This window comes from Tardiphaga sp. 862_B3_N4_1, from assembly GCF_051811085.1.
Classification (GTDB): Bacteria; Pseudomonadota; Alphaproteobacteria; order Rhizobiales; family Xanthobacteraceae; genus Tardiphaga; species Tardiphaga robiniae.
On the sequence record NZ_JBPWQB010000001.1, the window covers coordinates 3,501,247 to 3,528,001 of the forward strand.

A 26,755-nucleotide genomic window follows, 5' to 3' on the forward strand; every position below is an offset into this window, starting at 1 on the left:
CCTCAGAATGCCTGCATCAGGGTTTTGTACAATTCGTTGACCGTCGACATCACGCGCGCATTGGCCGAATAGGCGTTCTGCAACGACAGCAGATGCGCCATCTCGTCATCCATATTCACGCCGGACGCGTCTGCCATCTTCTTGTCGAGTGTATTGAGAACGACGTTCTGGCCATCCGCGAGTTGCTTGGCGGAATCCGCCGCAGCGCCCTGTTGCCCGACGAACTGGCGCATATAGCTCGACAGCGTCCCCTTGAACGGTGCCGTATCACTGCCCGTTCCCGTCGCCGGCGAGTAAGTGAAACTGGCATTGTTCAACTGGTTGAGCAGGAGGGCCGACCGCGTCGTGTCGCCTGCTGCCGTCGACCCGCTATAAACCACCAGCTTGGACGGGTCGGCGACGATCGCATTGTTGATCGTCAGCCGGCCGGCGAGACCGGCCATCTGCGAACCGTTCTTGCTGATGCCGCCGCTATAGGCGGCACCGTTGTCGGTGAACAACGCCAGCTCCGGGCTCCCGTTGCTCAAATCGGTGGGACCTTGCGTGACCGTCACCGACGCCGCGTTGATGTTGGCGAATGCGGGATTATTGACGACGGTGAGCGCGCCAGCCGTGCCGGAGAACGTAGCCTGGCCGCCAAGCGCCGCGTTCAACTGATTCAGAACCGAGCCGAAGCCAGAAGAAAAATCGAGGCCGATGACGGTATCATTCGGATTGGTTGTTGCCGTGTTCGGCAGCGGCAGCACGCTGGGATCATCGACTCGCATGAACGAAATTTCGCGCTGCGTGTTAGTCGCCGTATCCGTATACGTGAAGTGAATGACATTGCCCGGCTTCATTTGCGATACGTCGAGCGTGAAGCCGGTCGGCGTTCCCGGCGGCAGCGTCGTCGGCGGCACCGTCGGTGCCGGGAACACGCTTCCCGCCGTCGTCTTGTCCGAGAGCGCGCTCGAGATCGATGCTGCGAACTGATCGAGCTGGTTCTGCGCCTCGACAAGCGTCTTGTCGCGAAGTTCGGTATATGCGGCGATCGTGCCCGACTTGATAGCGCCGGCAGCAGTCAGGTCGATCGATCCGCCGTTCGGAAATTCGATCACCACCGAGCCGAGATTGCTCTTGCTGGGATCCGCGCTCCACGTCGTGCCGGCCGATACTGTGCCTTGGGCATTAAACGCCAGTGTCGCCGCTTCGTTGCCCACCAGCTGCACACCGGAACCGGTGAAGATGGTGACCTGATTGGCGCCATTGGTGGTGACGCGAATATCCATCAGCTGCGACAGCTGCGTGACGTATTGATCGCGCTGATCGAGCAGCGCGGCGGTGTTGGAATCCGTCGATGTTCCGCCTTGCGGATTGGCCGTCAACTGATTGTTGATCTTGGCAATCTGCTTCATCAACGTGTTGGCGGTCGTCACGGAATCCTTGATGCCGTTTTCCGCCGAGCTGCGCAGGTTCTGAATGCCCTGCGTCATCGAATTCAATTGCTGCGCAAGTGTCTGCGCGGCGTTGAGCACGCCGATCCGCGCCGACTGACTGTCGGCGCTCGTGGACAGCGCCTGCACTGCCGTCGTCAGGGCGTTGAAGGAATATTCGAGCGAGCCGACTGAACCAGGATCGCCATAGAGGCTCTGCATCTGCTGCAGGAAGCTCGAACGGAGCGAGGCATAGCCCGCGCCCGACGTTTCGGTGCGGAGCTGCGCCTGGATGTACTGATCGAGTTCGCGATTGACGCCGACGGTGCGGACGCTGCTGCCGTTGCCGGAATTGACTGCGACCTGATCCGTCGATTTACGAATGTAGCCAGGCGTTTCCGCATTGGCCACATTCGAGGAGACCAGCGACATCGCGGCCTGATTGGCGCGCAGGCCGGACATGGCGATGGAGAGTGCGTCGTTCAGACTCATACTAACTGTCGCTCTCAAGGTTCACGCGGGAAGAAGGCCGCAGATGCGGCCTTGCGATTAACGCATCACGTTCAGCAGATCCTGAACCATGGTGTTGGTGGTCGTGATCACCTTGGTATTGGCCGAATAGGCCTGCTGGGTGACGATGAGCTTGGTGAATTCGTCGGCGATGTCGGTGTTCGACGACTCCAGCGACGAGCCGGAAATACTGCCACCCTTGCCGTACAGCGCCTCGCCGGATTCGTTGGTGGTCTCGAACGCGCCGCCATCGATGCGCTTGAGGAAGTTGGCGCCGTTGAAGGTGGCAATGCTGACTTCGGCAAGATCGATGTTGCGGCCGTTGGAGTAGCTGCCGACCACACGTCCTTCGTTGCTGACCGATACGCTCTGGAGCTGACCCGCAGCATAACCGTCCTGCTCAAGCTGATTGACCTGGACGTTGCCGTTGGTGTCGGCGAATTGCGTGAGACCGCCCGTGCCGAACGCCATGGTGACATTGCCAAGGCTCTTGCCGCTGACGGTCAGGCCGGTCAGCGTGATCTGGCCGACAACGGGCTGCATCTGGCCGTTCGGGCCGAACTTGAAGTCGGTGCCGACATTCTGCCAGGCAGGGCTTGCACCCGTGGCCGCTGGATCGGTCTGGTAGAACAGGTTCCAGGTATCCGTTCCGCCCTGCGTGGCGGACTCGACCTTCGCCCACCTGAATTGCAGGCTGACCGGTGCACCGTTGCCATCATAGACCGTCTTGGCGCCACCGCTGATCGATTCATCGAGGAAGGTCTGGGAGTCACTGCCGATCACGACGCCGGTGCCCGCCGTGCCGCCGCCCGAACGAAGGCCGGTAACGGTGCCGGTGAAACCCAGGGCCTGGAATGCGGCGACCGCCGTGGTCGTCGAACCTGCCGCCAGCGTAAAGTCGTTCGCCGTACCGGAGTTCAACGTGATCACGCCGGTGGCGGACACGCTCGATAGCGGCGACGCATTGCCGGTCGCGGTGTCGATGGCGGTGAGCACGTCGCCGACAGTGGCCGTATCGATAGGGATAAAGGTCGTGCCTGGTACAGCCGCAGGAGCAACGGCGCCCGTGTAGAACGAAAGCGTCTTGGTCGTGGTGACACCGGCACTGGTGGTCTTCAGCACGAGCGTATCGCCGTTGGCAAAGCCGACCGGCAGCGTATCGCTGCCGGATACGGGCGCGAGTTTGGTATTCGCCGAGATCGGCGCCGGCGTCGTCGCGAAATTGTTGCGCGCGTTGCCGGGAACAGCCGTATTCCCGAAGGGCGTTGCCGCAGTGCCCAGCACGCGCGGGTTCGACACGAAGTCGGCCGATCGCAGCAATTCGGAACCGGGCACCGACGTCTGATGCTTGGTGGTCAGCGGATAGCTGGCGAGGTTGGCGCGGTAGTCGATCTTGGTGGTGGCCTGCGACGGCAGGAAGTCATTCTGGAAGCGCAGCACTTCCGGCGTACTGCCGGCCGGGTTGCCGGTCGAGGGATCGATCTTGACGCCCTGCAGATAGTAGCCTGCGCCGTTGACGAGATAGCCGTTCTTGTCGAGCGAGAAGTCGCCGCGACGGGTGTATTTGTTGACACCGTCAAAGATCGGCGTGGAGTCGGAGACGTTGCCCGGCTTCTGCACCGCAAAGAAACCGTCGCCGTTGATGGCCATGTAAGTCGCCACCGAAGACGACTGCACCGAACCCGCGATGGTGTTGGTGCTGCGCGATTGCGCCGTCACGCTGCCAGCCACCTGCGCGGATGTGCCGGCATCGGGAATGAGGTCGAGGAAGCTGGTATCGATCCGCTTGAAGGCGGTGGTCTGCGAGTTCGCGATGTTGCCGGAAATGTTTTCCAGCGCATAGGAGTTCGCCCGCAGGCCCGCAACGGACGTGGTGAGAGCGCCGAAGATACCCATTACATCGTCTCCAACTTCGATCCGGGCGGCCCGCCGGATGGTGCCAAATTCACAGCCGCTGTCGGAGGAGATGTCGCAAGCCCCGTGCCAAGGGGATAAATTCAACGAATTCAACGCACTAAAAAAAGAACCCCGGTCCATGGACCGGGGCACAATTGCCTAGCAGGGAAATAATTGCCGGATCGGCGCCTGATTTCGCCGGGTTCTGCGTAGTTGCTCAGGTCGCCGACGGCGCGGCCGGTTTGAAGATCATCGCGAAGCCGTCCATGCAGTAGCGCAGGCCGGTCGGCTTCGGGCCGTCATCGAAGACGTGACCAAGATGGCCACCGCAGCGACGGCAATGGATCTCGGTGCGGACCATGCCGAGCGTCGAATCCTTGCGCTCGCCCACGGCATTCTGCAGTGGCTGCCAGAAGCTCGGCCAGCCGGTACCGCTCTCGAACTTGGTCTCCGACGAGAACAGCGGATTGTCGCAGCCGGCGCAGGCGAAGGTGCCCTTGCGCTTTTCCTTGTTCAGCGGACTCGAATACGGCCGCTCGGTGCCTTCCTTGCGCAGGATCTCGTATTGCTGCGGCGTCAGCTGCTTGCGCCATTCCTCATCGGTCTTCATGACTTCGAACTTCTCGTCCGAGGCAGCCCGCGCCGACGAAGCCGTCAGCCATTTCAGCGACAGCAATCCTCCCAGGCCAGCAGCGGTCGTCAAAAGAAAGCGGCGGTCGATCATGGTTGGTCTCCCTGACAATCGAGACAATCATCTCGTTCGCTTGAAATACGGGCGGACGAGCCGGAAGTTACACGCCGGTTCCGAAATATTACTCACGTTTTGTTGCGCGCCCAAACCGGGCGGATCGGCCTAGCCCGGCCGCGGGCCCCGCGTTCCCGCGCGCAGATTGGCCTCGGCCAGCCGGGCCTCACGGATCCGCTCCCGCGCCCGGGCCCGTTCGCGATACCGCGCCAGCGTACCGGCCAGCGCCGAGCCCTGCCGCTCCCATAGCCCGACCGCGTAGCCGACGGCCCGCCCGGTCGTGCCACCAGCCCAGACCAGTTCGAACGGCGCGAACAGCTTGAAGCGATCGTCATAGGCATACATGCCACGGGCGATCAGTTGCCCGGCCATGGCCGTCGTGTTCAGGCCCCGATGGCTGAAGCCGCTGGCGACCCACAATCCCTGACGGAGTTGCCCGATCTGCGGCATGCCGTGCACGGTCTGGCCGAGCGCGCCGCCGAAGGTCTCGGCCACGGCAACCTTGCCCAGCGCCGGAAACACGGTGCGAATGCGCCGCGCGATGGCGCCGGCATAGCGCTCCGGCTGCCCGGCCCATGTCGTTTCCGGGCTCGACCACATCAGCCGATCGCCATCGACAATACGGAAATGGTCGACGCCGTCGCTGTCACTCACCGAGCCCTGAAACGTCACCGCCTCGGCGAGACGCTCACCAAGCGGTTCGGTGATGCCTGCATAGCGCCACATCGGCAACAGCGTGTCCGACAGCTTTTGGGCAGGCGCACCGAGATGGATGTTGCCGGCCAGCACGATGTGTGTGGCACGCATCCGCGCTGACGGCGTTACGATGCGCTTGCGGATGCCGCCGGCATCGATGCTGACCACCGGCGTGTCCTCGAAGATCCGCACACCGGCCTGTTTTGCCAGCGCTGCGAGACCCAGCAGATATTTGCGGCCATCGATCTGGAACGCCTTCGGATAGTGCACGCCGTGAAAGTAGCGTTTCGTTTTCAGCACATCGCGGACGCGGTCGATCTGCCAGCCGTCCACTTCAGTATCGAAATCTTCGCCGAGCATCTGCAGGCGTGCGATCAGGCGATCGCCGACATCGACATTGGAGACTTCCAGCGCCCCCTCGGACAGGCCGAGACCGGGGATCAGGTCGTCTGATGCCTGGGTCCGGACATACTCTGCGCCCTGCTTCGACAGCGCCCACAACTCACGAGCGTCCTCCAGGCCAACACGCGCAATCAGATCGGCGAGCGGCAGGCCAAAGCCCGGCATCACGGTTCCCAACTGGTTGCCGGACGCGTTCCAGCCGACATAACGTCCTTCGAGCACCGCGACGCTTGCACCCAGACGAGCCGCTTCCAGCGCAATACTGAGCCCGGCGAGCCCGGCCCCGACCACGCAGACATCGACATCGAGGCTGAAGGTCAGCCGCGCGCGGTCGGCGTCGGCGACCTCAGGTCCAAATGTCACGCTTGCGGAAGGGGCGGTCATAACGTTTTCTTACGGACAGGTGGGGCGCTTGTCACCTTGTCCTCACGGTTCATGTCCATTAATCCGCAGACCTGACGTCTGGCGCGACCGCGCCGCCCGCCTCGCTACTACCTCTTGCCGAATCGAGATCGCGCCATGCGCCGTTTACTGCTGCTGCGTCACGCCAAGACTGAAACGGACGCGCCGAGCGGCAAGGATTTCGATCGCAGGCTGGATGACCGCGGCCGGCTGGATGCGGCTCTCATGGGCGCCTGGCTCAGCAGAAATCCGCCCCTGCCCGATCTGGTCTGCGTCTCCACGGCGGTACGCGCGCAGCAGACCTGGAGCCTCGTGGCCGCGGCGATGCCGGCGGCGAAACCGATAGTCGCCAGCCTCGATGAACTCTATGGCGCCGGCCTCTCCGAATTGCTGGCGGTGATCCGCGGCGCAGCCGTGGAAGATCCAGAGCAGCTGATGCTGGTCGGCCACAATCCCGGCCTGCATGAAATGGCGCTCAGCCTGATTGGCAGCGGCGATGCCGCAGGCAGGAAAGCCGTCGCCGACAATCTGCCGACCGGCAGCATCGTGGTGATCGACTTTCCCATCGAGGACTGGAACGACGTTGCCTTCCGCGATGGAAAACTCGTGCAATTCGTCAGTCCGAAACTGCTGAAGGGCGCCGCGGGCGAATAAGCCGCGCCCATCGGAACCGGTTTGTGCTATCCTTCTCCGGACGACGATGGAGGTGCGCATGTACAAATCCATTCTGGTCCCGATCGATCTGGCCGAAACCGATGTGGCCAAACCCGCGATTGCCCAGGCCGCGACGCTGTCGCAAACCTTCGGTGCCACCGTCCGGCTGCTCAACATAATGCCGATGACCCCGGTGATGCTGGCCGAATATGTCCCGGCGGATTTCGATACTCAGCAACTAGAATCGGCGCAGGCCGCTCTTGCTGCGGTGGCACGCGATTGCGGCATCGACAGCAGCCGCGTCTCCAGCGTGGTGCGACAGGGCGGCATCTATCACGAGATTCTCGAAGAAGCCTCGGCGATCAAGGCCGATCTCATTGTGATGACCTCGCACCGCCCGGCGATGCGCACTTACTTTCTCGGCTCCAATGCCGGCCATGTGGTGCGCTATGCGAAATGTTCGGTGCTGGTGGTACGGCCTTAGGACAACCCTCTCTTTCACCACTTTTGGTCGTGCCGTCAAAAGCAAACTCAGTTGCTCGACATGTCACCGTCTTGGCAATAGCGTTTCCAATTGAAGACGCTGCAACGTCGAGTCTAGTCTCTGTCGGGTGTCGAGCGAAACACCGCCGCGGTAAGTGATTGCTGGTGGTGAACCGGAACGTCCTTGACGTACTTTCGGCACATAGTCCGAAGCGGGTGCACTTACTCCACCGCGAGGAAAATTTGTCACCTCGACTAGCATAGGCCTCTTGGGAGTTGCATCGGAAAAAGCAATATCGAGTATATGGGTCGTCTCGCTTGAAGCCCCCATATTGAAGCCTGCACCTGGAATGCGCGTCAGTATCCACGATGGGGAAATGCCGCCTCCAGCCTTTATGGAAAAATCAATTCTATATCCGAGGTCATCCGGCTCCACCCCGATAACATCGTCCGATCCTCGTTCCCGCAACGAATCACCAAGCGATTCAATTAGTCCGAGTCGGCCTGTCATAATCGAGCCGAACGCTTCCTTCTTGCAAACGTACCGCGGCAGATCTCTTAACAGCAGCGTTCGCTTTGTTGTGAGTGTTTTGATTCCATCAATGACAAATTCGCCGGAAGCACCAATTCCGAAGACATCAGGGTTGAGATAATCAACCTTCGGACCGAAACTGCCTCGATCTTCTCTCTTCAACGTAATGGTGAAGCTTGCAGCCCAATGATGGAGCCAAGGATAATCTGCCTTGTACTTAGATAAGGCTTCCTGCAACTCGCATTCCACATTGTCGACGACTTGCTCCATAGAGAAATGAGGAGCAATTCTTCCGCGGAAATCTGTGCACCCCAGCATGGCTCCGATTGATATAAAGCACACGAAAAGTCCCATTTTTTGAACTATCATTTTGCCCCCCGGCCAGTTCAAAACAACGATCAACAAGAAAATACAACCTAAAGTATAATCATAAATGCGCTACAGCCAGATTAAATGCAACAAGAATTTCGATGCATACTCCCGCGGAAAAGCGCGCGCGATGCGCGCTTCTTGCAGAGGAACCATTTCTACGACAACAGCTCGGCCGGCACACTGTCGAATGTGTAGTTGCGCGGCTTGTTGCGGCGGATGAAGCCGCTGATCTGCCAGCCGAAGAATATTGCGAAGCCAATGATAAAGACCACGCCGGCAAACTCCCCGGTGAACAGTGCACGCAGGAGCAGCGCGGTCATTGCGAGACCGACAAAGGCCAGTGCCGCGACAATCATTGTGTAGATGCCTGGTCGCAGGCCGGAGCTGAGCTTGGCCAGACTACCTGCCACAGCGAGGCGGCGATGCAGCTCCAGGATAAACGCGCTGAAGCCCGACTGCGGCTCCATCAGCGCGACGGTTTGTTTCGACGTCGAGAAGATCGTGATGTGACGACCGTCGGCATGATCGATATCGGCGCGAAAGCGGCGGTGCTGCATACCCATCGGCCGATAGGACAGCCGGATCGCCGCGATATCCGCATAGGCCCAGACACCAGAGCGACGACCTGTGCGCCATAACAAACCTTCATCGGTCAATTCATAACGATGCGCGGCGCCAATCAGGGAGGCCTTGTAGGCATAGGTGTGCCCCGGCCCTGCCGCTTCTGCGGCAGACGATGCGTCTCTGCGCCTGAAGAGGGTCTTGAGCAAACAGAAGTCCCCTGCGCTGTTCGATCTCGCTTGCTTGCGCGATCGCCTGCATGTCCCTTACAAGCTTGCCATGGCCGAGACGACCACTTTTCCGCGCCGCCTGATTCTGGCCGGCGCGATGATTTCAGGATTGCTGCTGGCGCTGGCCGTACACATGCTCGGCCAGCGATTCGGCCTCGACCTCGGTGGCCTCTGGCGCAACGATCCCGACAATTTCATGCCGATCGGATCCGCCTTCGCCTGGTGGCTGATCGCGGCGATGGCCTTTGTCGGCGGCTATGTGACCGCTAACCTGCTGCACAGCGCAGCATCCGGTCGCATCCCGCAGCGCATGCGGCAGTTTCTGATCACCATTGGCGTGCTGTTTCTGGCCGGCGCCGGTCAGGCGGCCTCGGCGCCCAACGCTATACCGACGGCATCGGGTGTTCTGGCCAGTCTTGCCGCCCTCGGCCTCGGCGGCGTCATGGCGTTCTGCGGCGCCCATTTTGCGCTGCGAAAGGCATAGGCGAAGCCCAAAAAAAATCGCGCAGGCTTTCGCCCGCGCGATTGTTCTGTGCCGTGTGATCGCTGGTACCGCGATCAGCTTGCGGCGCGCATATTGACCTTGCCTTCGGCCAATGACGTCAGCTTCTTGTCGGTGGTCTTTTCCTCATCGAGCGTCTTCTGCAGCACGGCCGCGCAATCGTTGCGGCCAAGCTGGCGCGCCCACGCGATCAGGCTGCCGTAACGCGCGATCTCGTAGTGCTCGGCGGCCTGAGCCGCATTGATCAGCGCGGCGTCGAGTACCTTCTTGTCCTCGACTTCCCCGGCGGTCTCGTCGGCTTCCTTGATGATACCGTCGATTGCCGGGCAGGTAACCGCCTTCACCTCGGCGCCGTGCATGGCGAAGACCTGCTCAAGCCGCTGCACATGCACTTCGGTTTCTTGCAAATGCGTCTTGAAAGCCTGCTTCAACAGTGGTTCTGCAGCCTTGTCAGCCATTTTCGGCAGCGCCTTCAGAAGCTGCTTCTCCGCGTAATAAATGTCCTGCAGCTGGTGCACAAACAGGTCATCCATCGTCTTGATGTCCTTGGTGAACAGTCCCATCGTTTCAATCCCGGTGTTCTGGAACGGGGTGGCCGCTGCGGCGCATTGTCCCGCTCGGTTGCGATAGGCCGGTAACCATCGATATTGGGACGTGTTCCGGGACCGTCTTGATTTGCCGCATGGAACATTCGACTTGCCCGCCTATATGAAATGCGGGACGAATGGCTCGGAATTGTCTGTGCGATTGTCGTGCAGGGTCAGGGCTTTGCAGCCGGCGCGGGTATGTGGCGACCTTGCGGCGCGGTATTAACGCTGGCGCTGTCAAGGACTGCACAACGAAACGTTTTTGCCGTAAGGGTTTGGGCTTGATGAGTGAACTTCGCGTATGAGTGAATTGGTCGCCGCTTGCCGCCTGTTACCCCGATCGGCTTTCCACCTGTTCGCGCTCCGCCGGGAGGACGAATGCAACGATTGCTGACCGCGCTCGGGCGCGGCTTCAAGCAACACGTCGGCTGGAAACGGCTGGGTGTTGTCGCAAGCCTGATCGTCATCGCCCTCGCCATCTCCCATCTGGTGCATACGCTGAAGGGCCTCGATACCGCCAAGATCCTGGCGGCGATGGCCGCAAAATCGACGATGCAAATCGCCATGGCGACGCTGTGCGTGATCGGCGCCTTCTGCACCCTCACCTTCTACGATTACTTCGCGCTCAGAACGATCGGCAAGAAACATGTGCCGTATCGGATCGCGGCGCTGTCGGGCTTCACCAGCTACACCATCGGCCACAATATCGGGGCCACCGTGTTCACAGGGGGCGCCATCCGCTTCCGTATCTATTCGGACTACGGATTGAATGCCATTGACGTCGCCAAGATCTGCTTCATCTCCGGACTGACTTTCTGGCTTGGCAATCTGTTCGTGCTGGGCATCGGCATGGTCTGGCATCCGCAGGCCGCCTCGGCCATCGATCTCCTGCCCAATGCCATCAATCGGCTGATCGGGTTCGGCTGTCTGGCCGGCATCATCGGCTATCTGATCTGGCTGTCGATCGGCAAGCAACGCCGCGAGCTCGGTCAGAACGGCTGGAAGGTCGTCCTGCCCTCCGCCCAGTTGACGCTGCTGCAGATCGCCATCGGCGTTGTCGATCTCGGCTTCTGCGCGCTGGCTATGTATCTGCTGATGCCAGATCAGCCCTATATCGATTTCGTCTCACTGGCTGTGGTGTTCATCCTGGCCACCCTGCTGGGCTTCGCCAGCCATGCGCCGGGCAGCCTTGGCGTGTTCGACGCAGCCTTGCTGGTGGCGCTGCCGCAGTTCCGCCAGGAGGAGCTGGTCGCCACTGTGGTCATGTTCCGGATCCTGTATTTCATGATCCCGTTCGCCATCTCGATCTGCATCATGGGCACCCGCGAAATCTGGCTCAGTGTCATCCAGCCATGGCACAGGCGCCGCCTGGATGACCGCAATGAACGTCGCGAGACCGAGCCCGCCCCGGTCGTGGTGCATGAGCAGCCATTGAAGCGTCAGTCACAGGGTTGAATCAGTCGCGGGCGCGCCACATCGCGCGTCCGGCCAATCGATTTCTTACTTCCGCCCCATACGTGACGTTCAACACCGCCATGGCCCCCATTTATTTCAGACGTTCATTGATCAACTTCGCCTTGCTGCTCGGCATGCTGGGCGCGCTGCCGGTTGAACCGGCCGCCGCGCAGGGCGTGGCCAACAGTTCGATCCAGATTTCCTGGGAAGTGCGCAACCGCTTTCGACTGTTCCGCGAAGAACGTGACTTCCAGCTCCATGTCGACGCCATGCGCAACCGCAGCGTGCTGGGTGCCGAACAGGCTTTGGGCGTGCAGAGCGATGGCCGCGGCTGGGCGCGCAACACCGTCAACCGGCTGTGCATCGATCTGGCCGGAAAGGTCAGCGAGCCCTGCACCCGTGACACCGTCAAGGAAAGCTACCTGACGCCGACCGAGCACCCGATCACCGTCCGCCTCACCGGCGAAGTGCCGGTCGGTGCGATCTGCGCCTGGACCTTCGAGGACGGCGAAGGCCCGCGTCAATCCACCCTCGACTGCGCCGAGCCGATCAATTTCCGCGCCATCTATGGTCGCCGCACGGTCGCGGCCGTGGAGGTCACCAGCGGCGCCGAGGCGCCTGTGCGGGTCAGCGCCGACATCGCCGTGCGCGACATCCTGATTGCGGGCCTCGGCGATTCCATTGCATCGGGCGAAGGCAATCCCGATCGTCCGGTCGCGCTGTCCGATGACGGCTTCTGCTTCCGCTCTTATCTCGGCGGCCCCAGCGGGCAGTTCTATCGGCCGAGCCGCGCCGGCTTCAAAGGCGGCCGTTCCTGCGACTCCTATGAGTCGCTGCAGGCCTGGCAGCGCGCGGGCGCGCAGTGGTTCAACGCCGCGTGCCACCGCTCGCTCTATAGCTACCAGACCCGCGCCGCGCTGGCGCTCGCCGTGCAGTATCCGCACATCGCCGTCACCTATCTGCCGCTGGCCTGTTCCGGCGCGACCATCGCCGAAGGATTGCTGGGTGGCCAGCGCGCGCGTGAGTGCCTCACCACGAAGAATGCGAGCACCTGTGCGGGCAGCGTCAACGCGCAGATCGCCGAACTGCGCGAAGCCATCGCTGCCGCCAAGCGCCGTCAGCCGGCTCGCCGGCTCGATCTCGTGCTGCTGTCGATCGGCGCCAACGACATCAACTTCTCCGGGCTCGTTGCCGACGTCATCGTCGAGAACGCCACCGAACGCGCGCTGTTCAAGCGCGGCGGCATCCTAGGCTCGGTCGAGGACTCCCGCAGCGCGCTGGTCCGCGAACTGCCCTCCAGCTTCGGCAAGGTGCGGGAAGCCCTGAAGCCGCTGCTCGGCGGAGACATGTCGCGCGTGGTGTTTGCCGCTTACGCCAACCCGACTTTCGCCAATGGCGCACCCTGCCCCGGCGGCCCGGCCGGCTTCGACGTGCATCCGTCATTCTCAGCCGATCCGCAGCGGCTGGCCAATGTCGCGAATTTCGTCGAGTCCGAATTCCTGCCGCAACTGAAGTCCATCGCACTGTGCCAGGGCGGCGTACTGTGCCGCAATCCCGAAGCCGACCGCATGACCTTCGTCGATCAGCATCAGGCGAGTTTCGCCAATCACGGCTTCTGCGCACGCTCCTCATCCGATCCCGAATTCGATCGCGCCTGCTTCTCGCCCAAGGGCGACAGCTTCGAGACCAGTCTCGTCGAAGCGGCGGCGCAGCCGATGGTGTGCGGTCGCGGCGCCAGCGAATTCCGCCCCTATTTGCCGCGTGGCCGCTGGATCCGCGACGCCAATGACAGCTACTTCGCGGCGATGACCTATCCGCAGGGCTATTCGGCGGCGATCCAGCCGGCCGATATCCATGACGCGACCTGGGGCATTCTCTCCGCCGTCTATGGCGGTGCGATCCATCCCACCGGCGAAGGTCATGCAGCAATGGCCGATGCCGTCGTGCCGGCAGCGGCGAGCGTATTGCGGCTGGGCGCGGAAGCTGATGTCACGCAGGAGCCACTGGCACCGATGGTGCTGCAGCCGGCCGCGCGATAGGACGATCAGCTCAGCTATCCATCGAGGTCCCGGCAGAAGGAAAGCGGTCCGGACTACGCCCGACCGTCGCCTTCGACACAGCTTTGACCATGTGGCGCGCGTCTCGGCAGTCCATGGCCGAAGACAACAAAGCTGATGCCCGCGAGAATCCACACGCTCATTCCGCCATAGAGCATGACCCAGCCGAACCCTTGGGTCAGGGCGTCTTGAATGACGGCTCCGCCGGGATTGTATTCGGACGCGAGCGCCGTGCCGGCGGCGACGCTTTCTGCCAGCGAGCGTAAGAGCTCGGCACTGGTACCGCTCGGCAGCGCGGCCTTCAAAGACGCACGAACTCCCTCGACGAGAATGAGGCCCATGAGCGCGATGTTGATGGCAAGCGCAATCATGCGGGCGCTCATATCGATGCCTGACGCCATGCCCGCGCGTTCCTGCGGCACCGATCCGGTCGTCGTGTTGGTCACGGGCGTATTGGTCAGCCCCAATCCGATGCCGGCAAGGACGCATCCCGGCAGCATCGTCAGCCAGCTCGCATGCGCGACCGAGCTGCCGATCTTCATGGCGAAGAACCCCGCTCCGATCGTGAACAGGCCGAGCGGGATGACCAGACCCGGATGGAAACGTAGCACGAGCCGTTCGGCCACCGGCGGCACGACCAGCGTCGGCAACGTATAGGCCAGAAGCGACAGTCCGGCGCCGACGCTGCTATAACCCAACCCTGCCTGGAAATAGATCGGCAGATAGATCATGAACGGCCAGAAGCTGAAGTTCATGGCCATCGAGCCGACCAGCGCGCCGGAAAAATTACGGATCCGAAAGACGGTGAAGTCGAACATCGGCCTCGGGCTGAAACGCTCGGCGAAGACAAAGCCGATCAGGCTTGCAGCGAACACGCCGACGACCGCAAACGCCGTCCAGCTGTCGAAGCCGATATCCGGGCCTTGCGTAATGAAGAATGCGAGGCAGAAGACTGCAAGCGAGAGCGTGATGATCCCTGCAAGATCAAGGCTGCTGGCCTCCGGATCGCGCGACTCGCGAACTCCGCTCCCGGCGAGGATCAGGGCGATCACGGCAAGCGGGACATGGATGAGGAAGGCCCATTCCCAGCTCGACAAAGCCACGATCGCACCACCGATGATCGGGCCGAAGCCCAGACCGATGCCAAAGATGATCCCCCACCAGCCGAATGCAACGGCGCGTTGCCGCCCTTCCGGAAATTGATGGGATAGCACCGCGACCTGGCAGATCAGCATCGCCCCGCCGCTCATGCCCTGGAGAAATCTGGCAACGATCAGCACCAATATATTTTCGGTCAGGCCGCAAAGCAGCGATGCAGCGGCAAACGCGACGATCGCAATCAGATAGACGCACTTGCGCCCATAGCGATCCGCGAGCGTGCCGGTTGCCATCAGCACCGTCGTCACCGCGATCGTATATGCATTCATGACCCATTGGAGCTGTTTGAAATCGGCATGAAGCACCCGCTCCAGTGTTGGCAGGACCGCGGGAATGCTGGAAATCTCCAGACCGAACATCAGGGAGGTGAGACAGGCAGCCGCCAAAGCCAATGTGCTTTGTCGTGTCGATTCGGAGAGCATGGGAGCCTTTCGGGATAATAACGCGCCACAGTGAAGCCCGACGACAGAGGACGAGGTCCACCCGGTCCGCGTTGTGATGAACGCAACATAGGCAGAGGTTGACCATTTCAGAATTGGATGATTGATTATTTCAGAGACAACAAATCTGGATAATTCAAATGAGCGCCCTGGACGTGGATGCCGTGCAGGCATTCGTGACCATCGCCAATCTTCAGAGCTTCACCCGCGCGGCGGAAGCGCTCGGCACGACGCAGGGCGCGATCAGCGTGAAGCTGAAGCGGCTGGAAGACCGCCTCGGCCATAAATTGATCGAACGAACCCCGCGAATGGTGCGCCTCTCGGCGCAAGGCGCGCTATTCGTCGATTCAGCCCGCGACTTCCTGGCCGCGCATGATCGCGCTGTCGCAGCGTTGTCTGCGACCCGTCGCCGTTTCGCACTCGGCATTGCGGCCCATGTGGCCGGGCCGGAGGTTCCGACGCTGCTGGCTCGCCTGAATGCCCATGACCCCACGCTCACGATCGAGGTTCGCCTCGATAATTCACGCAATTTGCTGGACGCATTCGACCGCGGCGAAATCGATGCGGCCATCGTCCGGCGTGAGGATGACCGACGCGACGGCGAAGTGCTTGCACCCGAGCATTTCGGCTGGTTCGCAGCACCAGGCTTTGTGCACCGGCCGGGCGAGGCATTGCGACTGGCGGCGCTAACGCCAGTATGTGGCGTGCACGACGTTGCCATTCATGCGCTGGACGCGGCCGGCATCGCATGGACGGAGGTGTTTCTCGGTGGCGGCTCTTCAGTCGTGTCGGACGCTGTCTCGGCCGGCCTCGCCACGGCGGTTTTCTCCTGCCGGCTTGCACCGGCCGGCACCATCGAAGTCAGCCAGAAGTTTGGCCTGCCACCGCTGGCGTCGTCGGAAATCGTACTTCTCTCGACACTGTCGGATATGCAGTCTCGCCAAGCGCTGCGAACCCTCGCGGCTGCGTTCCGCGAACACCGCGCGCATACGAGCTAGGTAGCGTATGGAAGGCGATCCAGCAGCGGCTGCGCCAGATGCAGGATCTGGTAGCAAGCGCCAGCATCGGTGCATTCATTCTCCGAGAGCAGGACGCGGGTGAAGACCCACTTCTCGGCATCCAATCCGATCACGGCTGCAACAATTCCGGCGCGAACCGAGAGATCCGCGTTGCGCTCGATCTCCCCTCTTATCGTTGTTTCAAGATCGGCGTCGGGCGGTATGGCGATATCTTGCCGATAAGCAAAGCGCGCCTCCCGTCCAGCCCCCTTCCGGGCATCGAGGGCAACGCGTGTTTCGATCCGCGCCCGACCGAACATATCGACGACGATCTTGTATCCGCCGTTCACGAGAAAATCGCGAAACGCCTCGTCGTGCCGCCACAGATAAAGCGAGGAATAGCTAGACGTCATTGCACCGAAGCGCCCGCTCTCTCGCAAGAGAAATCCCTTGAAATAGAGCTCCGGCTTTGCATCCCAGAGCGGCCCACGCTCCTGTGCGCGTGAGCGGATCAAGCCGAGATCATAGTCGGCGGGCAAGCGATGCTCGTAATGCGCAACGATCATCGTGATGGGCTCCTTCAGCAGCCATTGTCATTGAAGCGATGCACGATATCGATCGACGGGCCGCGAAGAACAGACGTGGAATCATATTTCTATGATCCGGTATTCAAATGAATCCGGAGAGAGCCGACAAGCAACGTTGGAAGCTGGCGCGCCACGGTTGAATTGGCAACGAAATGGCCGACGCGCCATGGCGTCGGCTTCCAGAATGCGGGGTGTTGGACAGTCTTCGCTTGTGGGGGAGCCACAAGCAAGTTGGCAGCGATCAGCGCGCGACGTTGCTACCCGGGGTCACATTGCTGGCCTTCTTCATCGGCGCGACGGGGGCCTTCGCGGCGGCATTACCGACGGTTGGCGGCTTCACGGCTGCTGCCGCGAGCGTCGGCACATATTTCGCGATCACCGTCGGATCAAGCGAGGCCATTTCGGTATCGGGCAGACGGTACCAGGTCTCGTCCTTGCCGAGCAGCGCAATGCCCCAATAGCCACGCACGGTGAGCGCCCGACCATCGGCGCTGACGCTCATCTTGGCCTTGTAGACCTTGCCATCGCGCGGATCGAGAATGTTGCCGTTTTCGTATTTCAGTCCCTGCTGCTGCATGTTGCGGATGAAGGAGATGCCCAGCACTGGCTGGCCCTTCCGGTCATCGACGCACTTGCCGCAGAAGTCGTCGCCCGGCTTGTCATCGGGGCTCGGAAACGTCTTGGCGATCGCGCCTTCGAATACGCCGCCGCCATGGTCAACCACCAGAACCCAGACGACAGGCTTGTTATTCTCAACCTTCTGCCAAAGCCCGGCAGCAGTCGGTTCCGCTGCGTGGAGAGGGCCGGCGAACATCGCGCATGCGGCCAGACCTGAAGCGACTGTGAGCGCCAGACGTCGGGATCGAAGTTGTGCCATCGCCTTCCCCAGTGCAGTTCGTCGTCCAGGCATCCGCCGAGTATCCGCACTCGATCCGATTGCATAGACTATCAATCTTCCGCGACGAGAGAGTGACTGCGGTTGATGGCTTTTGCAAGATTGCCGATCGCGCGCCGGATGTCCGATTGTGTCAGCGGCCACAGCTTTGCCACAAGCTGCCCCACCGAACCCGACGCGGTTACCGGCGATCCGAACCGCCTTTGCATCTCCGTCATACAAGATGATTCCAACAACTAGCCGAAGTTAGTTAACGCCGAGCTTCTTCTGCAGGCTGGAGGAGGACGTCGTGTATTGAAACACCAGCCGCTTGTCCGGATAGACGTAGTGATACGCTTTCTGTGCCATCAGCGCGCCCTCGTGGAAGCCGGACAGGATGAGTTTCAGCTTGCCGGGATATGTATTGATATCGCCGATGGCGAAGATGCCGGGGACATTGGTCTCGAACGACGCCGTCTCCACCGGGATCAGGTTGTTCTCCAGCGTGACGCCCCAGTTGGCGACCGGACCGAGCTTCATGGTCAGGCCGAAGAACGGCAGGATCGTATTGCAGTTGATCCGGACACTTTCGTTGTCATTGCCCTTGATGACAGCCCCAGTGAGATGGCCTCCCTCGCCTTCGAGCGCTGTGACCTGACCGATCTGCAGGTCCATCTGACCGGCTGCCACGAGCTTGCGCATCTGCTCGACACTGTGAGGCGCAGCACGAAAATCATCGCGCCGATGCAACAGCGTGACGCGCCGCGCGACCGGATGCAGGTTGAGCGTCCAGTCCAGTGCACTATCGCCACCGCCGACAATCAGCAGATCCTTGTCTCGGAATTGCTCCATCTTGCGCACCGCGTAGAACACCGACGTGCCCTCATAGGCTTCGATGCCCGGCACCGGCGGACGCTTCGGCTGGAACGAGCCGCCGCCGGCGGAGATCACCACCACCTTGGTTTCGAACACCTGGCCGGCATCCGTCGTGACATGAAACAAGGGGTCGCCGATCTTCTCGATGGTCTCGATCATTTCATTCAGATGAAAGGTCGGATGGAACGGCTTGATCTGCTCCAGCAGTGCTTCGGTCAGCCCCTGACCGGTGACCAGCGGAATCGCAGGAATGTCGTAGATCGGTTTTTCAGGATAGAGCTCGGCGCATTGGCCACCGATCTTGTCCAAGATATCGACGAGGTGGACCTTCATATCGAGCAGACCAAGTTCAAAAACGGCGAACAGTCCGCAGGGGCCGGCGCCGATGATCAGCACGTCCGTCTTGATCGTTTCGCCCATAGTGTTTTTTCTCGGTTGAACCAGCCCTGCGAGATCGCAGAGCCCGGCGCCATCCGGCAATTGCGTCCAGCCTAGCGGCGCCACACGGGGAAAGCCACAGCGGCTCGGCCTGAAATCAGCATGTGCCCCGCCCTTGCCTGGGCTGTGCAACTGCGCTGTAACAGGCGCAAACCTGCCAAGCATTGCTGGAGATCAATTTCGTGAACGCCCCTGCCCGCGCCCCGGCGCCCGTCCTCGACGACTATCCCTATCGCCTGTCGGACAATGTGCGCTTTGCGGATCTCGATCCGAACAACCACGTCAACAACGCGGTGTATTCCAGCTATTTCGAGACCAGCCGCGTGTTGCTGATGCGGGACCCGGCATGCGGGCTGATCGCGCCGGGGCAAAGCTGGGTGCTAGCGCGGCTCGATATTCACTTTCGCGCCGAATTGCACTGGCCCGGCAAGATCGAACTCGGGCTCGGCGTTACCAAGATCGGCCGGACCTCGGTGACCTATTCGCAGGTCGTGTTTTCGGAAGGCAAGTGCATGGCCTCGGCGATTGCAACGACCGTGATGGTCGGCCTCACCAGCCGCCAGCCGACGCCGATCCCGCCCGAGGTCATCGAACGGTTTCAGCCATGGATGCTGCGCGGCTTGAACACGCAGTAAATAACAGGGCTTGGAAAGCTCAGAACAAGTCTTGGGAAGCTCAGGCCTGGCGTTCCGGCGTGATCACGACAAGGCCGTCGAGCGCATCGGTGATCTTGATCTGGCACGACAGCCGGGAGTTCGGCTTGATGTCGTAACCGAAGTCCAGCATGTCCTCTTCCATCGGCGTCGGCGCACCGACGCGCTCCTGCCAGGCTTCGTCGACATAGACGTGGCAGGTGGCACAGGCGCAGGCGCCGCCACATTCGGCTTCGATACCCGGGATGGCATTGCGAATGGCCGCCTCCATCACCGTGGAGCCGATCTCGGCGTCAATGCTGCGGGTCTCACCGGAGTGATCGACAAAGTTTATCTTGGCCATGATGCTCGCGCTGCCGAAAGGAAGATACCGGCTGTCCTATAACGGGTCGATCTGGATCGCGCCAGCGCCCCGCAGCAAAACCGTCATCTAGAAAAGCCGTGCCAAGCAGGACCCCTTTGGGGAATCAAAAACGATCCCTTGGGGATCAGGACCGCTTCAGAAGGACGTCGATCTCCGCCCGCGCTTCGAGAACGGCGTCGGTGAGCGTCATCAGGGCCTCAGCGGTATCGCTGCTGTCGCGCAGCGTCGTTTCCAGCCATTCGGCGGCTTCCGTGATGCGGAACGCGCCGACCGCCTGCGCGGAGCCCTTCAGCTTGTGCGTGAGTTCAGCCGCATCCGCCGGCATTTTGACGATCTTCTCGATCAACTCGCTCGACTGGGCCGCGAACATCGCCAGAACTTCACGTTCCAGGCTGCTATCGCCCATAGTCATACGTTGAAGGTGGGGGAAATCGATCGGTCCGTCATCGGGAACCAGCGGCGGTGACGGCATCCATTGAACCCGTTCGAAGTGAAGCGGCATTGATGATGGCCCAAATTCCCGCCAACCGAACGATCCGGCCGCGATTTTTTGCAGCCAAACACGGAATTGGTTAACGGAACGTTCTAGGTACAATCCGCTGGGTTGACGCAGTTTTGACGCAAACTCGCCACGATTGAGGGGCCATTCCGTTTATTTGAGGCGCCACAAGAAGTTACCGGGGGAAGCCGTTAACTATCATTAAGAATGTCTTAACCAGAACCATTTCATTCGCGCGACCAAGCCAATAGGATGTTTGCGGAAGTAGCGGACAAGCCGAGCGACCGGCAGTCCGAAATTCGTCCCGCGGGGTGCACATGGCCAGTCGCCATGCTGCAGGCGGGAACGAATCATGGGGACTTCTGTGTCAGTTGCGTAATCAGGGGGCGTGGAACGAGCATGGCAAACAACACCAAAAAGGCCAAGGATCCGACCGAAGTCGCGCTCTCTGCCATCCAGGAAGCTCTCAACATCAGTGACCCCGCGCATGTCGATCGCGATCAGCCCGCGATCCGTGCCGACAACGCCCCCACCAATCCATCTTCCCCCGTCGACCTCGACGACAACGCCTTCGACGCACGCATCGCCAATGATCGCCCGAGCTTCGAGCCGCAGGACGATCAGCGCTTTGCGCGCCGTCCCGCAAACGATGACCGCGAAACCATCGGCCAGATCCTGCAGGCGCTGCAGAAGAACCGCCCCGCCCGCAACGTCTATACGCTCGCCACCCTGTTCGCCGGCTTGTGGATCGTCGGCGCAGGCCTGTTGACCGTTGCGTTCCTGCCGTCGCTGCAGGCCCTGATCGGTCAGGGCTCCGGCGGCACGCTGGCTCTGGCTGGCCTTGCTGCGCTGCTGTTCGCTCCAATTTTGCTGTTTTACTTCCTCGCCAGCCTCGCCTGGCGCGGCCAGGAAATGCGCCTGATCGCCCAGTCGATGGCACAGGTTGCGATCCGCTTCTCCGAGCCCGAAAGCACGGCCAGCGACTCGATGGTCACGGTCGGCCAGGCGATCCGCCGCGAAGTCGCCGCGATGGGCGACGGCGTCGAGCGCGCGATTGCGCGTGCCGGCGAACTCGAAACCCTCGTCGCCAACGAAGTTTCCGCGCTCGAGCGCGCTTACTCTGACAACGAAGTCCGCATCCGCGCGCTGCTGCAGGACATCGCGCATCAGCGCGACAACCTGGTCGGTCAGGCCGAGCAGGTTCGCTCCGCCATTTCGGGCGTGCAGATCGATCTCCGCCACGACATCGCACTGATTTCGGACGCCATCGCATCACGCGTCGATGAAGTCGCCAAGAGCATCACCGGCGCCCTCGAAGAGCGCGGTGAACACATCACCCGTGCGCTCGGCAATGCCGGCGACAACATGATCCTCGCGCTCGGCGAGCGTGGCGGCGACCTGCTCGACCGCCTCGAAGAGGCCAGTGCCGAGACCACCCGCGCGGTGCTCGACGCCAGCGAGCGTCTGACGACGAGCCTCAACTTCAAGACCGGCCACGTACACGACGAGTTCGTCGATCTGGCAGACCGCGTCCACGAAATGCTCAACGAGCGTATCGACCGCATCACCAGCGAATTCGAACAGCGCTCCTCGACCATCGTCGATCGCGTGTCGGACCGCACCGAGCAGGTCCACGACTCGCTTAAGAATTCCAGCGATAGTCTGCTGCTCGAACTCGAGCTGCGCAGCGGCGACCTCGTCAGCAAGATCGACGATGCCGGCAACCGCCTGGCCAACCAGATCCTCACGTCAGGTGACAAGGCGGGCGAGTCCCTCGACGCCACCGTCAACGCACTGGTCGCCAAGGTCGCGAGCCAGACCGAAACCGCGCACGACACCCTCAGCCTGCAGATGAACGCCTTCGACGAACTGGTGAAGGAACAGGGCAGCGAGCTGGCCGAGCGCTTCTCGCGCGACAGCGGCACGCTGGGCGCACTGATCACCAAGCACATCTCGGAATTCGACCGCACCGTGAAGACCTTCGGCGGCGAAGTCGTCGATCGCCTGGGTCAGCGTACGCAGGACATCTCGGAAACGCTGAAGACCTATGTCGATAATTTCGACACCCGCGTCGCGTCCAATGTCGGCGGCATCACGTCGTCGCTCGACACCCGCCTCGCAGAATTCGAGACCAAATTCGAAGGCCGCGTCGTCAATCTCGATGCGTCGCTCGACACCAGGATCAAGTCGTTCGACGAGACCGTCGATGGACGTCTCAAGAGCCTTGAAGAAACGTTTGACGCGCGCGCGCAGTCGGTCACCGCGACCATCGATACGCGCCTTGAGAACCTCGCATCGACGCTCTCGGAAGGTGCCAATCAGGCCGTCCAGTCGGTCGACGCGCGCCTGACGCATCTGACCACCGCCCTGACCGAAGGCGCGAATCTCGCAGTCAGCTCGGTCGACGGCCGCCTGACCCACCTGACCACCGCGCTCACGGAAGGCGCCGTGCAGGCGATCCACTCGATCGACGACCGCCTTTCCTACTTCACGAGCTCGCTCACCGAAGGCACGACGCAGGCGATCACGGCCATCGACAGCCGCATCAACAACGTCACCGATGCCATCGACAGCCGCAGCACACAGTTCGCGGATACCATCACTGCGCGCTTCCAGACGATCCACGAAGGCATGGAAGGTCGTATCGGCATCGTCGCCGGCGGGATCGAAACCCGCGTCGAACAGTTCGAGGAACTGCTCGGCTCGCGCATTGAGGCTGTTGCCGGCCGTATCGAAACCTCCGGCCGCACGGCCAGCGACTCGCTCATGGCCCGCGCCGAAGAACTCTCGATCGGCATCAAGACCAATGTCGAGGACGCCGAGCGTTCGCTCACGCATCTCATGGTCAATACGAGCGAGACCATTCAGGCTGGCGCCCGCGCCGCGCAGGAATCCCTCGTGTCGGTCTCGACCGATGTCGGCGCGCAGCTGAAGCTGACGGCGTCCGATATCGAGAGCTCGCTGACCGCTGTCGGCACCACTGCCGCCACGGCCATCGTCAACAGTGCCCGCGATGCGCAGGCCACGCTGGTCAATGCGTCTTCGGAAGCCTCGCTGCAGGTGAAGTCACTGTCGGCCGATGTCGAACGCACCCTCACCGCGGCCGGCTCCGCCACGGCGGCCTCGATGCTCTCAGGTGCCCGCGACGCCCAGTCGACCCTGGTCGCCACCTCTTCGGAAGTCGCCACCCAGATCCAGTCGCTCTCGGCTGATATCGAACGCACGCTCACTGCCGCCGGCACGGCGACGGCCGACTCGGTCCTGTCTGGCGCCCGCGCCGCGCAGAGCACGCTGGTCGCCGCGTCGACCGACGCCTCGCAGCAGGTCCGCACCCTTGCGGCCGATGTGGAGCGCACGCTGATCGCCGCCGGCACCGCCAGCGCGGACTCGATCCTGGCCAGCACGCGCAACGTCCAGTCCTCGCTGATCGACGCCTCGACCGAAGCGTCGAACCACGTCCGCAACCTCGCGGCCGACATGGAGCGCAGCCTGACCACCGCCGGCACCGCAACTGCCGAGTCGATCGTCGCCGGCGCCCGCGAAGCCCAGAGCACGCTGGTCACAGCGTCTTCCGAGGCATCAAGCCACGTGAAGTCGCTCTCGATCGACGTGCAGCGCACACTCACCGCGGTCGGCGCCGACACGGCGGCTGCGATTCTCTCGAGTGCCCGCGAAGTGCAGACCTCGCTGGCAACCTCCTCGGCGGATGCCGCGAACCAGATCAAGGTGATTTCCGCCGACATCGAGCGTTCGCTCTCGAACGTCACCGCCAACACCACCGACAACATCCAGACCAGTGCGCAGAATGCGCACAACTCGCTGGTCGCCGCCTCGAACGAGATCACCACCAAGATCAAGACCACCTCGTCGGAGATCGAGCGGTCGGTGTTCGCCGCTTCGGGCAGCTTCGGCACCACGATGACCGGCAAGACGGACGAAATCGTCACCTATGTGCAGCAGCAGACCGACCGTCTGTCGCAGATGGTCGACGCCAAGCGCGGTTCGCTGGTCGATGCGCTGGGCGCCAAGGCCAATCAGCTCACGGTCGATATCGATCGCGTCACCGCCGACGCGCTCAAGGCGATCGAGAGCCGCGGCCAGACCTTCTCGCAGACCATGGTCACCAACAGCACGGACGTGGCCCGCGCGATCACCACGGCTGGCGAACTCGCCACCGGTGCGGTCAACAAGTCGCTGAAGGATCTCGAGCAGAGCTCGCGCACCGCCATCGAGCAGTCGCGTCAGGTCTCGATCACTGCGGTCACGGAGATGCAGGAAACCAGCAAGATCCTGCGCACCGATACCGTGGCGCTGTTCGAACGCCTGCGTGAAGGCAACATCCTGCTGCAGGAAGTCCTCACCGGCGCCCACGACAATCTCAACTCGCTGGAGCGCGCTCTGGTCACCCGCGTGGCGGACTTCGTGTCCACCATGAACGACGTGACGTCGCGCAACGGCCTGGCTACCCAGACGCTGGAAGAACAGCTCACCGTGTTCACCTCCAAGACCTCCAAGGCCCTGGAAGATCTCGGCTCACTCTCGGGCCAGTTCGAAACCCATGGCCATGCCCTCGTGGATGCCGCGGCTCTGGTCGAACAGAGCAACCGCACCACGATGTCGTCGGTCGGCGAACGCAAGGCGGCGCTGGAATCGCTGGTCACCACCATCGATCTGCGCACCACCGATCTCGATCAGCGCCTCACCCGCTTCACCGGCCTGCTCGATGAATCGCTGGCAGCCGCCGAAGAGCGTGCCCGAGACATCGCCCGCGTCGTCGCGGAGACCGCAGGTCAGGGCTCGGCAGCGATCAGCCGGCAGTTCGAAGCCGTTCGCACCGCCGCGGAAGAAGAACGCCGCGCGACAACGCAAGCCATGAGCGAAATCTACCAGCAGGGCACGCAGGAAGCCGATGCCATGTTCAAGCAGTCGGCCGACAAGTTCTCGTCGATGGTCGCCAGCATGAAGCAGATGGCTGCCGAAATGCACAACGAGCTCGAGAGCACCCGCACCGAACTGCGCCGTGGCGTTCTCGACATGCCGCAGGAAGCCGCCGAGAGCACTGCGCAGATGCGCAAGGTGATCGTCGACCAGATCGAGGCGCTCGCCGAGCTCAACCGCATCGTTGCCCGTCATGGCCGCGGCCTCGACGTGGTCTCGACCAGCCGCACCACCAGCGTGCAGCGTGACGAGGAGCCGGCGATGGCGATCGCCAGCAGCCGTAGTGAAGCGCGCCACGAGGCTCCGCGTACGGCCCCGCGCCGCGAGGAGCCGCCTGCCCGTAGCGCAACGAACTTGCCGATGCCCGATATCGGTGGCCCAGCGCCGCGTCGCACCGAAGCGCCGTCGGTCGCTCCGGCCAACGCCGACCAGGGCCGTGACGGCTGGTTGTCGGATCTGCTCGGCCGCGCCGATCACGTCGAAGAAGATCGCACGCCGCCGCGCCGCGCACCGGCTCCGCAGCAGCCTGTAGCCTCGGCCAATCCGCTGGAGTCGCTGTCGCTCGATATCGGCCGCCTGATGGATCGGACACTGGCTGCCGAAATGTGGGATCGCTATCAGCGCGGCGAGAGCAAGGCCTTCAGCAAGCGGCTCTATACGCCCGCCGGCCAGAAGGCTTTCGATGAAGTCGCCCGCAAGTATCGGTCGGACCGCAACTTCAAGGGCACGGTGGATCGCTACATCACCGAGTTCGAACGCCTGCTTGACGAAGTCGCCCGCGATGAACGCGGTCCGGCAGCGCTGCGCAGCCATCTGACCTCGGAAACGGGCCTGGTCTACACCCTGCTTGCGCATGCAGCAGGTCGGCTGGGCTAAGCAAGATTAAATACGAACGCGAAAAGCGGAGGCAGCGATGCCTCCGCTTTTTTGTTGAGCCTGCTGTTGTGCCGGAGCGCTAGACGCGGGGCCAGGCCGGTGCCGTCATCACGCGGGATCCTTGTCGTGAATGTTGACGCCGAACGGCAAGGACACCCAGGCATGCCGCCGACAATGATAGACGGAGATCTCCGGAGGCGGAAAATCCGGATCAGCAAGCAGCCGACCGCCACAGCTACGGAACGCGCTTCATATCCTTCTTCGGTGTGGAAGAGATTGGTGCCACAGACGGGACAGAACCGGAATCGGAAGCGCGCGCCCTGATCCCCCGTGCGGACATACTCGGTCGCGATGCCGCTCACATTGTAACTTGGCCCGAAGCCCGCGAGCGCGGCAAAGACGCTGCCGGTCCGGCGCTGGCAGGCGAAACAGTGGCATATACCGACGCCCCTCGGCTCGCCTTCGAGCACGATGGACAGCTGACCGCACGAACAGGACGCAGTTCTCGACATGACGGACCTCCTCGATGCAGCGGTCTGCTGGATCACGGGCCGCGAC

At 62.1% G+C, this 26,755-nt stretch carries 23 protein-coding genes; 8 read left to right on the forward strand and 15 right to left on the reverse strand.

Annotated features, from left to right (window positions below; translation table 11 throughout):
- Positions 1-2 precede the first annotated feature (2 nt).
- From flgK to AB8B02_RS16750, 4 genes are all read right to left on the reverse strand, one after another.
- Positions 3-1,904, reverse strand: coding sequence for a flagellar hook-associated protein FlgK (gene flgK, locus AB8B02_RS16735; RefSeq protein ID WP_439064495.1), 1,902 nt, complete (start codon positions 1,902-1,904; stop codon positions 3-5).
- Positions 1,905-1,961: 57 nt separating this feature from the next.
- Complete coding sequence (locus AB8B02_RS16740; RefSeq protein WP_175366566.1) at positions 1,962-3,818, reverse strand: flagellar hook-basal body complex protein; 1,857 nt, start codon at positions 3,816-3,818, stop codon at positions 1,962-1,964.
- A 217-nt stretch (positions 3,819-4,035) separates the two neighbouring features.
- Complete coding sequence (gene msrB, locus AB8B02_RS16745; protein ID WP_320445018.1) at positions 4,036-4,542, reverse strand: peptide-methionine (R)-S-oxide reductase MsrB; 507 nt, start codon at positions 4,540-4,542, stop codon at positions 4,036-4,038.
- 129 nt (positions 4,543-4,671) lie between these two features.
- Positions 4,672-6,045, reverse strand: a complete 1,374-nt coding sequence (locus tag AB8B02_RS16750) for an NAD(P)/FAD-dependent oxidoreductase (RefSeq protein WP_439064496.1) — start codon at positions 6,043-6,045, stop codon at positions 4,672-4,674.
- Between the two features lie 135 nt (positions 6,046-6,180).
- Between AB8B02_RS16750 and AB8B02_RS16755 the strand changes: the two genes are divergently transcribed.
- Together AB8B02_RS16755 and AB8B02_RS16760 are read left to right on the forward strand one after the other, a co-directional pair.
- Positions 6,181-6,717, forward strand: a complete 537-nt coding sequence (locus AB8B02_RS16755) for a SixA phosphatase family protein (RefSeq protein ID WP_439064497.1) — start codon at positions 6,181-6,183, stop codon at positions 6,715-6,717.
- A 58-nt stretch (positions 6,718-6,775) separates the two neighbouring features.
- Complete coding sequence (locus tag AB8B02_RS16760; protein ID WP_439064498.1) at positions 6,776-7,201, forward strand: universal stress protein; 426 nt, start codon at positions 6,776-6,778, stop codon at positions 7,199-7,201.
- Positions 7,202-7,264: 63 nt separating this feature from the next.
- Here the strand turns inward: AB8B02_RS16760 and AB8B02_RS16765 are convergent, their stop codons facing one another.
- Positions 7,265-8,137: a hypothetical protein gene (locus tag AB8B02_RS16765; protein WP_439064499.1), complete on the reverse strand. Its 873-nt coding sequence runs from the start codon at positions 8,135-8,137 to the stop codon at positions 7,265-7,267.
- 122 nt (positions 8,138-8,259) lie between these two features.
- On the reverse strand, positions 8,260-8,874 hold the full coding sequence (locus tag AB8B02_RS16770; protein WP_439064500.1) for a hypothetical protein: 615 nt from the start codon (positions 8,872-8,874) through the stop codon (positions 8,260-8,262).
- Positions 8,875-8,944: 70 nt separating this feature from the next.
- Here AB8B02_RS16770 and AB8B02_RS16775 point away from each other — a divergent pair, with 70 nt between their 5' ends.
- Positions 8,945-9,379, forward strand: a complete 435-nt coding sequence (locus AB8B02_RS16775; RefSeq protein WP_089265199.1) for a hypothetical protein — start codon at positions 8,945-8,947, stop codon at positions 9,377-9,379.
- A 74-nt stretch (positions 9,380-9,453) separates the two neighbouring features.
- On the opposite strand, the gene AB8B02_RS16780 is transcribed toward AB8B02_RS16775, so the two are convergent.
- Positions 9,454-9,960, reverse strand: a complete 507-nt coding sequence (locus AB8B02_RS16780; RefSeq protein WP_068735594.1) for a YciE/YciF ferroxidase family protein — start codon at positions 9,958-9,960, stop codon at positions 9,454-9,456.
- A gap of 402 nt (positions 9,961-10,362) precedes the next feature.
- Between AB8B02_RS16780 and AB8B02_RS16785 the strand changes: the two genes are divergently transcribed.
- Together AB8B02_RS16785 and AB8B02_RS16790 are read left to right on the forward strand one after the other, a co-directional pair.
- Positions 10,363-11,439, forward strand: a complete 1,077-nt coding sequence (locus tag AB8B02_RS16785) for a lysylphosphatidylglycerol synthase transmembrane domain-containing protein (protein ID WP_175366570.1) — start codon at positions 10,363-10,365, stop codon at positions 11,437-11,439.
- A gap of 134 nt (positions 11,440-11,573) precedes the next feature.
- A complete protein-coding gene (locus AB8B02_RS16790; protein ID WP_439064666.1) occupies positions 11,574-13,478 on the forward strand; it encodes a hypothetical protein in 1,905 nt (634 codons plus the stop codon).
- A gap of 53 nt (positions 13,479-13,531) precedes the next feature.
- Here AB8B02_RS16790 and AB8B02_RS16795 read toward each other — a convergent pair whose 3' ends face one another.
- Positions 13,532-15,076, reverse strand: a complete 1,545-nt coding sequence (locus AB8B02_RS16795) for an MFS transporter (protein WP_439064501.1) — start codon at positions 15,074-15,076, stop codon at positions 13,532-13,534.
- A gap of 158 nt (positions 15,077-15,234) precedes the next feature.
- On the opposite strand from AB8B02_RS16795, the gene AB8B02_RS16800 reads away from it, so the two are divergent.
- On the forward strand, positions 15,235-16,092 hold the full coding sequence (locus AB8B02_RS16800) for a LysR family transcriptional regulator (protein WP_068735591.1): 858 nt from the start codon (positions 15,235-15,237) through the stop codon (positions 16,090-16,092).
- Here the strand turns inward: AB8B02_RS16800 and AB8B02_RS16805 are convergent.
- From AB8B02_RS16805 to AB8B02_RS16820, 4 genes are all read right to left on the reverse strand, one after another.
- The gene (locus AB8B02_RS16805; RefSeq protein ID WP_439064502.1) at positions 16,089-16,658 is read right to left on the reverse strand and encodes a DUF4865 family protein; all 570 of its coding nucleotides are present in this window, start codon (positions 16,656-16,658) and stop codon (positions 16,089-16,091) included. The two genes, AB8B02_RS16800 and AB8B02_RS16805, sit on opposite strands and share 4 nt — an antisense overlap.
- Positions 16,659-16,920: 262 nt before the next feature.
- Positions 16,921-17,556, reverse strand: a complete 636-nt coding sequence (locus AB8B02_RS16810) for a DUF2147 domain-containing protein (protein ID WP_120291400.1) — start codon at positions 17,554-17,556, stop codon at positions 16,921-16,923.
- 71 nt (positions 17,557-17,627) lie between these two features.
- Positions 17,628-17,792: a hypothetical protein gene (locus tag AB8B02_RS16815; RefSeq protein WP_175366574.1), complete on the reverse strand. Its 165-nt coding sequence runs from the start codon at positions 17,790-17,792 to the stop codon at positions 17,628-17,630.
- A gap of 28 nt (positions 17,793-17,820) precedes the next feature.
- The gene (locus tag AB8B02_RS16820) at positions 17,821-18,849 is read right to left on the reverse strand and encodes an NAD(P)/FAD-dependent oxidoreductase (protein ID WP_439064503.1); all 1,029 of its coding nucleotides are present in this window, start codon (positions 18,847-18,849) and stop codon (positions 17,821-17,823) included.
- A gap of 200 nt (positions 18,850-19,049) precedes the next feature.
- Here AB8B02_RS16820 and AB8B02_RS16825 point away from each other — a divergent pair, with 200 nt between their 5' ends.
- Positions 19,050-19,502 (forward strand): acyl-CoA thioesterase, encoded by a 453-nt coding sequence (locus AB8B02_RS16825; RefSeq protein ID WP_439064504.1) that lies wholly within the window; start codon positions 19,050-19,052, stop codon positions 19,500-19,502.
- Positions 19,503-19,542: 40 nt separating this feature from the next.
- Here the strand turns inward: AB8B02_RS16825 and AB8B02_RS16830 are convergent, their stop codons facing one another.
- Together AB8B02_RS16830 and AB8B02_RS16835 are read right to left on the reverse strand one after the other, a co-directional pair.
- Positions 19,543-19,863 (reverse strand): 2Fe-2S iron-sulfur cluster-binding protein, encoded by a 321-nt coding sequence (locus AB8B02_RS16830; protein ID WP_089265206.1) that lies wholly within the window; start codon positions 19,861-19,863, stop codon positions 19,543-19,545.
- A 145-nt stretch (positions 19,864-20,008) separates the two neighbouring features.
- Positions 20,009-20,479, reverse strand: a complete 471-nt coding sequence (locus AB8B02_RS16835; protein ID WP_309948202.1) for an Hpt domain-containing protein — start codon at positions 20,477-20,479, stop codon at positions 20,009-20,011.
- 303 nt (positions 20,480-20,782) lie between these two features.
- Between AB8B02_RS16835 and AB8B02_RS16840 the strand changes: the two genes are divergently transcribed.
- Positions 20,783-26,197, forward strand: coding sequence for a hypothetical protein (locus AB8B02_RS16840; RefSeq protein WP_439064505.1), 5,415 nt, complete (start codon positions 20,783-20,785; stop codon positions 26,195-26,197).
- Here AB8B02_RS16840 and AB8B02_RS16845 read toward each other — a convergent pair.
- Complete coding sequence (locus tag AB8B02_RS16845) at positions 26,194-26,709, reverse strand: GFA family protein (protein WP_439064506.1); 516 nt, start codon at positions 26,707-26,709, stop codon at positions 26,194-26,196. The two genes, AB8B02_RS16840 and AB8B02_RS16845, sit on opposite strands and share 4 nt — an antisense overlap.
- Positions 26,710-26,755 lie beyond the last annotated feature (46 nt).

Excerpts from the sequence above, each read along its gene's own strand:
- AB8B02_RS16815 (WP_175366574.1), bottom strand. The coding sequence starts at position 17,792 with ATGACGGAGATGCAAAGGCGGTTCGGATCGCCGGTAACCGCGTCGGGT.
- AB8B02_RS16780 (WP_068735594.1), bottom strand. The coding sequence starts at position 9,960 with ATGGGACTGTTCACCAAGGACATCAAGACGATGGATGACCTGTTTGTG.
- AB8B02_RS16840 (WP_439064505.1), top strand. The coding sequence starts at position 20,783 with ATGGCAAACAACACCAAAAAGGCCAAGGATCCGACCGAAGTCGCGCTC.
- AB8B02_RS16830 (WP_089265206.1), bottom strand. The coding sequence starts at position 19,863 with ATGGCCAAGATAAACTTTGTCGATCACTCCGGTGAGACCCGCAGCATT.
- AB8B02_RS16845 (WP_439064506.1), bottom strand. The coding sequence starts at position 26,709 with ATGTCGAGAACTGCGTCCTGTTCGTGCGGTCAGCTGTCCATCGTGCTC.
- AB8B02_RS16820 (WP_439064503.1), bottom strand. The coding sequence starts at position 18,849 with ATGGGCGAAACGATCAAGACGGACGTGCTGATCATCGGCGCCGGCCCC.
- AB8B02_RS16805 (WP_439064502.1), bottom strand. The coding sequence starts at position 16,658 with ATGATCGTTGCGCATTACGAGCATCGCTTGCCCGCCGACTATGATCTC.
- AB8B02_RS16800 (WP_068735591.1), top strand. The coding sequence starts at position 15,235 with ATGAGCGCCCTGGACGTGGATGCCGTGCAGGCATTCGTGACCATCGCC.
- AB8B02_RS16810 (WP_120291400.1), bottom strand. The coding sequence starts at position 17,556 with ATGGCACAACTTCGATCCCGACGTCTGGCGCTCACAGTCGCTTCAGGT.
- AB8B02_RS16760 (WP_439064498.1), top strand. The coding sequence starts at position 6,776 with ATGTACAAATCCATTCTGGTCCCGATCGATCTGGCCGAAACCGATGTG.
- msrB (WP_320445018.1), bottom strand. The coding sequence starts at position 4,542 with ATGATCGACCGCCGCTTTCTTTTGACGACCGCTGCTGGCCTGGGAGGA.
- AB8B02_RS16795 (WP_439064501.1), bottom strand. The coding sequence starts at position 15,076 with ATGCTCTCCGAATCGACACGACAAAGCACATTGGCTTTGGCGGCTGCC.
- AB8B02_RS16775 (WP_089265199.1), top strand. The coding sequence starts at position 8,945 with ATGGCCGAGACGACCACTTTTCCGCGCCGCCTGATTCTGGCCGGCGCG.
- flgK (WP_439064495.1), bottom strand. The coding sequence starts at position 1,904 with ATGAGTCTGAACGACGCACTCTCCATCGCCATGTCCGGCCTGCGCGCC.
- AB8B02_RS16785 (WP_175366570.1), top strand. The coding sequence starts at position 10,363 with ATGCAACGATTGCTGACCGCGCTCGGGCGCGGCTTCAAGCAACACGTC.
- AB8B02_RS16740 (WP_175366566.1), bottom strand. The coding sequence starts at position 3,818 with ATGGGTATCTTCGGCGCTCTCACCACGTCCGTTGCGGGCCTGCGGGCG.
- AB8B02_RS16750 (WP_439064496.1), bottom strand. The coding sequence starts at position 6,045 with ATGACCGCCCCTTCCGCAAGCGTGACATTTGGACCTGAGGTCGCCGAC.
- AB8B02_RS16755 (WP_439064497.1), top strand. The coding sequence starts at position 6,181 with ATGCGCCGTTTACTGCTGCTGCGTCACGCCAAGACTGAAACGGACGCG.
- AB8B02_RS16790 (WP_439064666.1), top strand. The coding sequence starts at position 11,574 with ATGCTGGGCGCGCTGCCGGTTGAACCGGCCGCCGCGCAGGGCGTGGCC.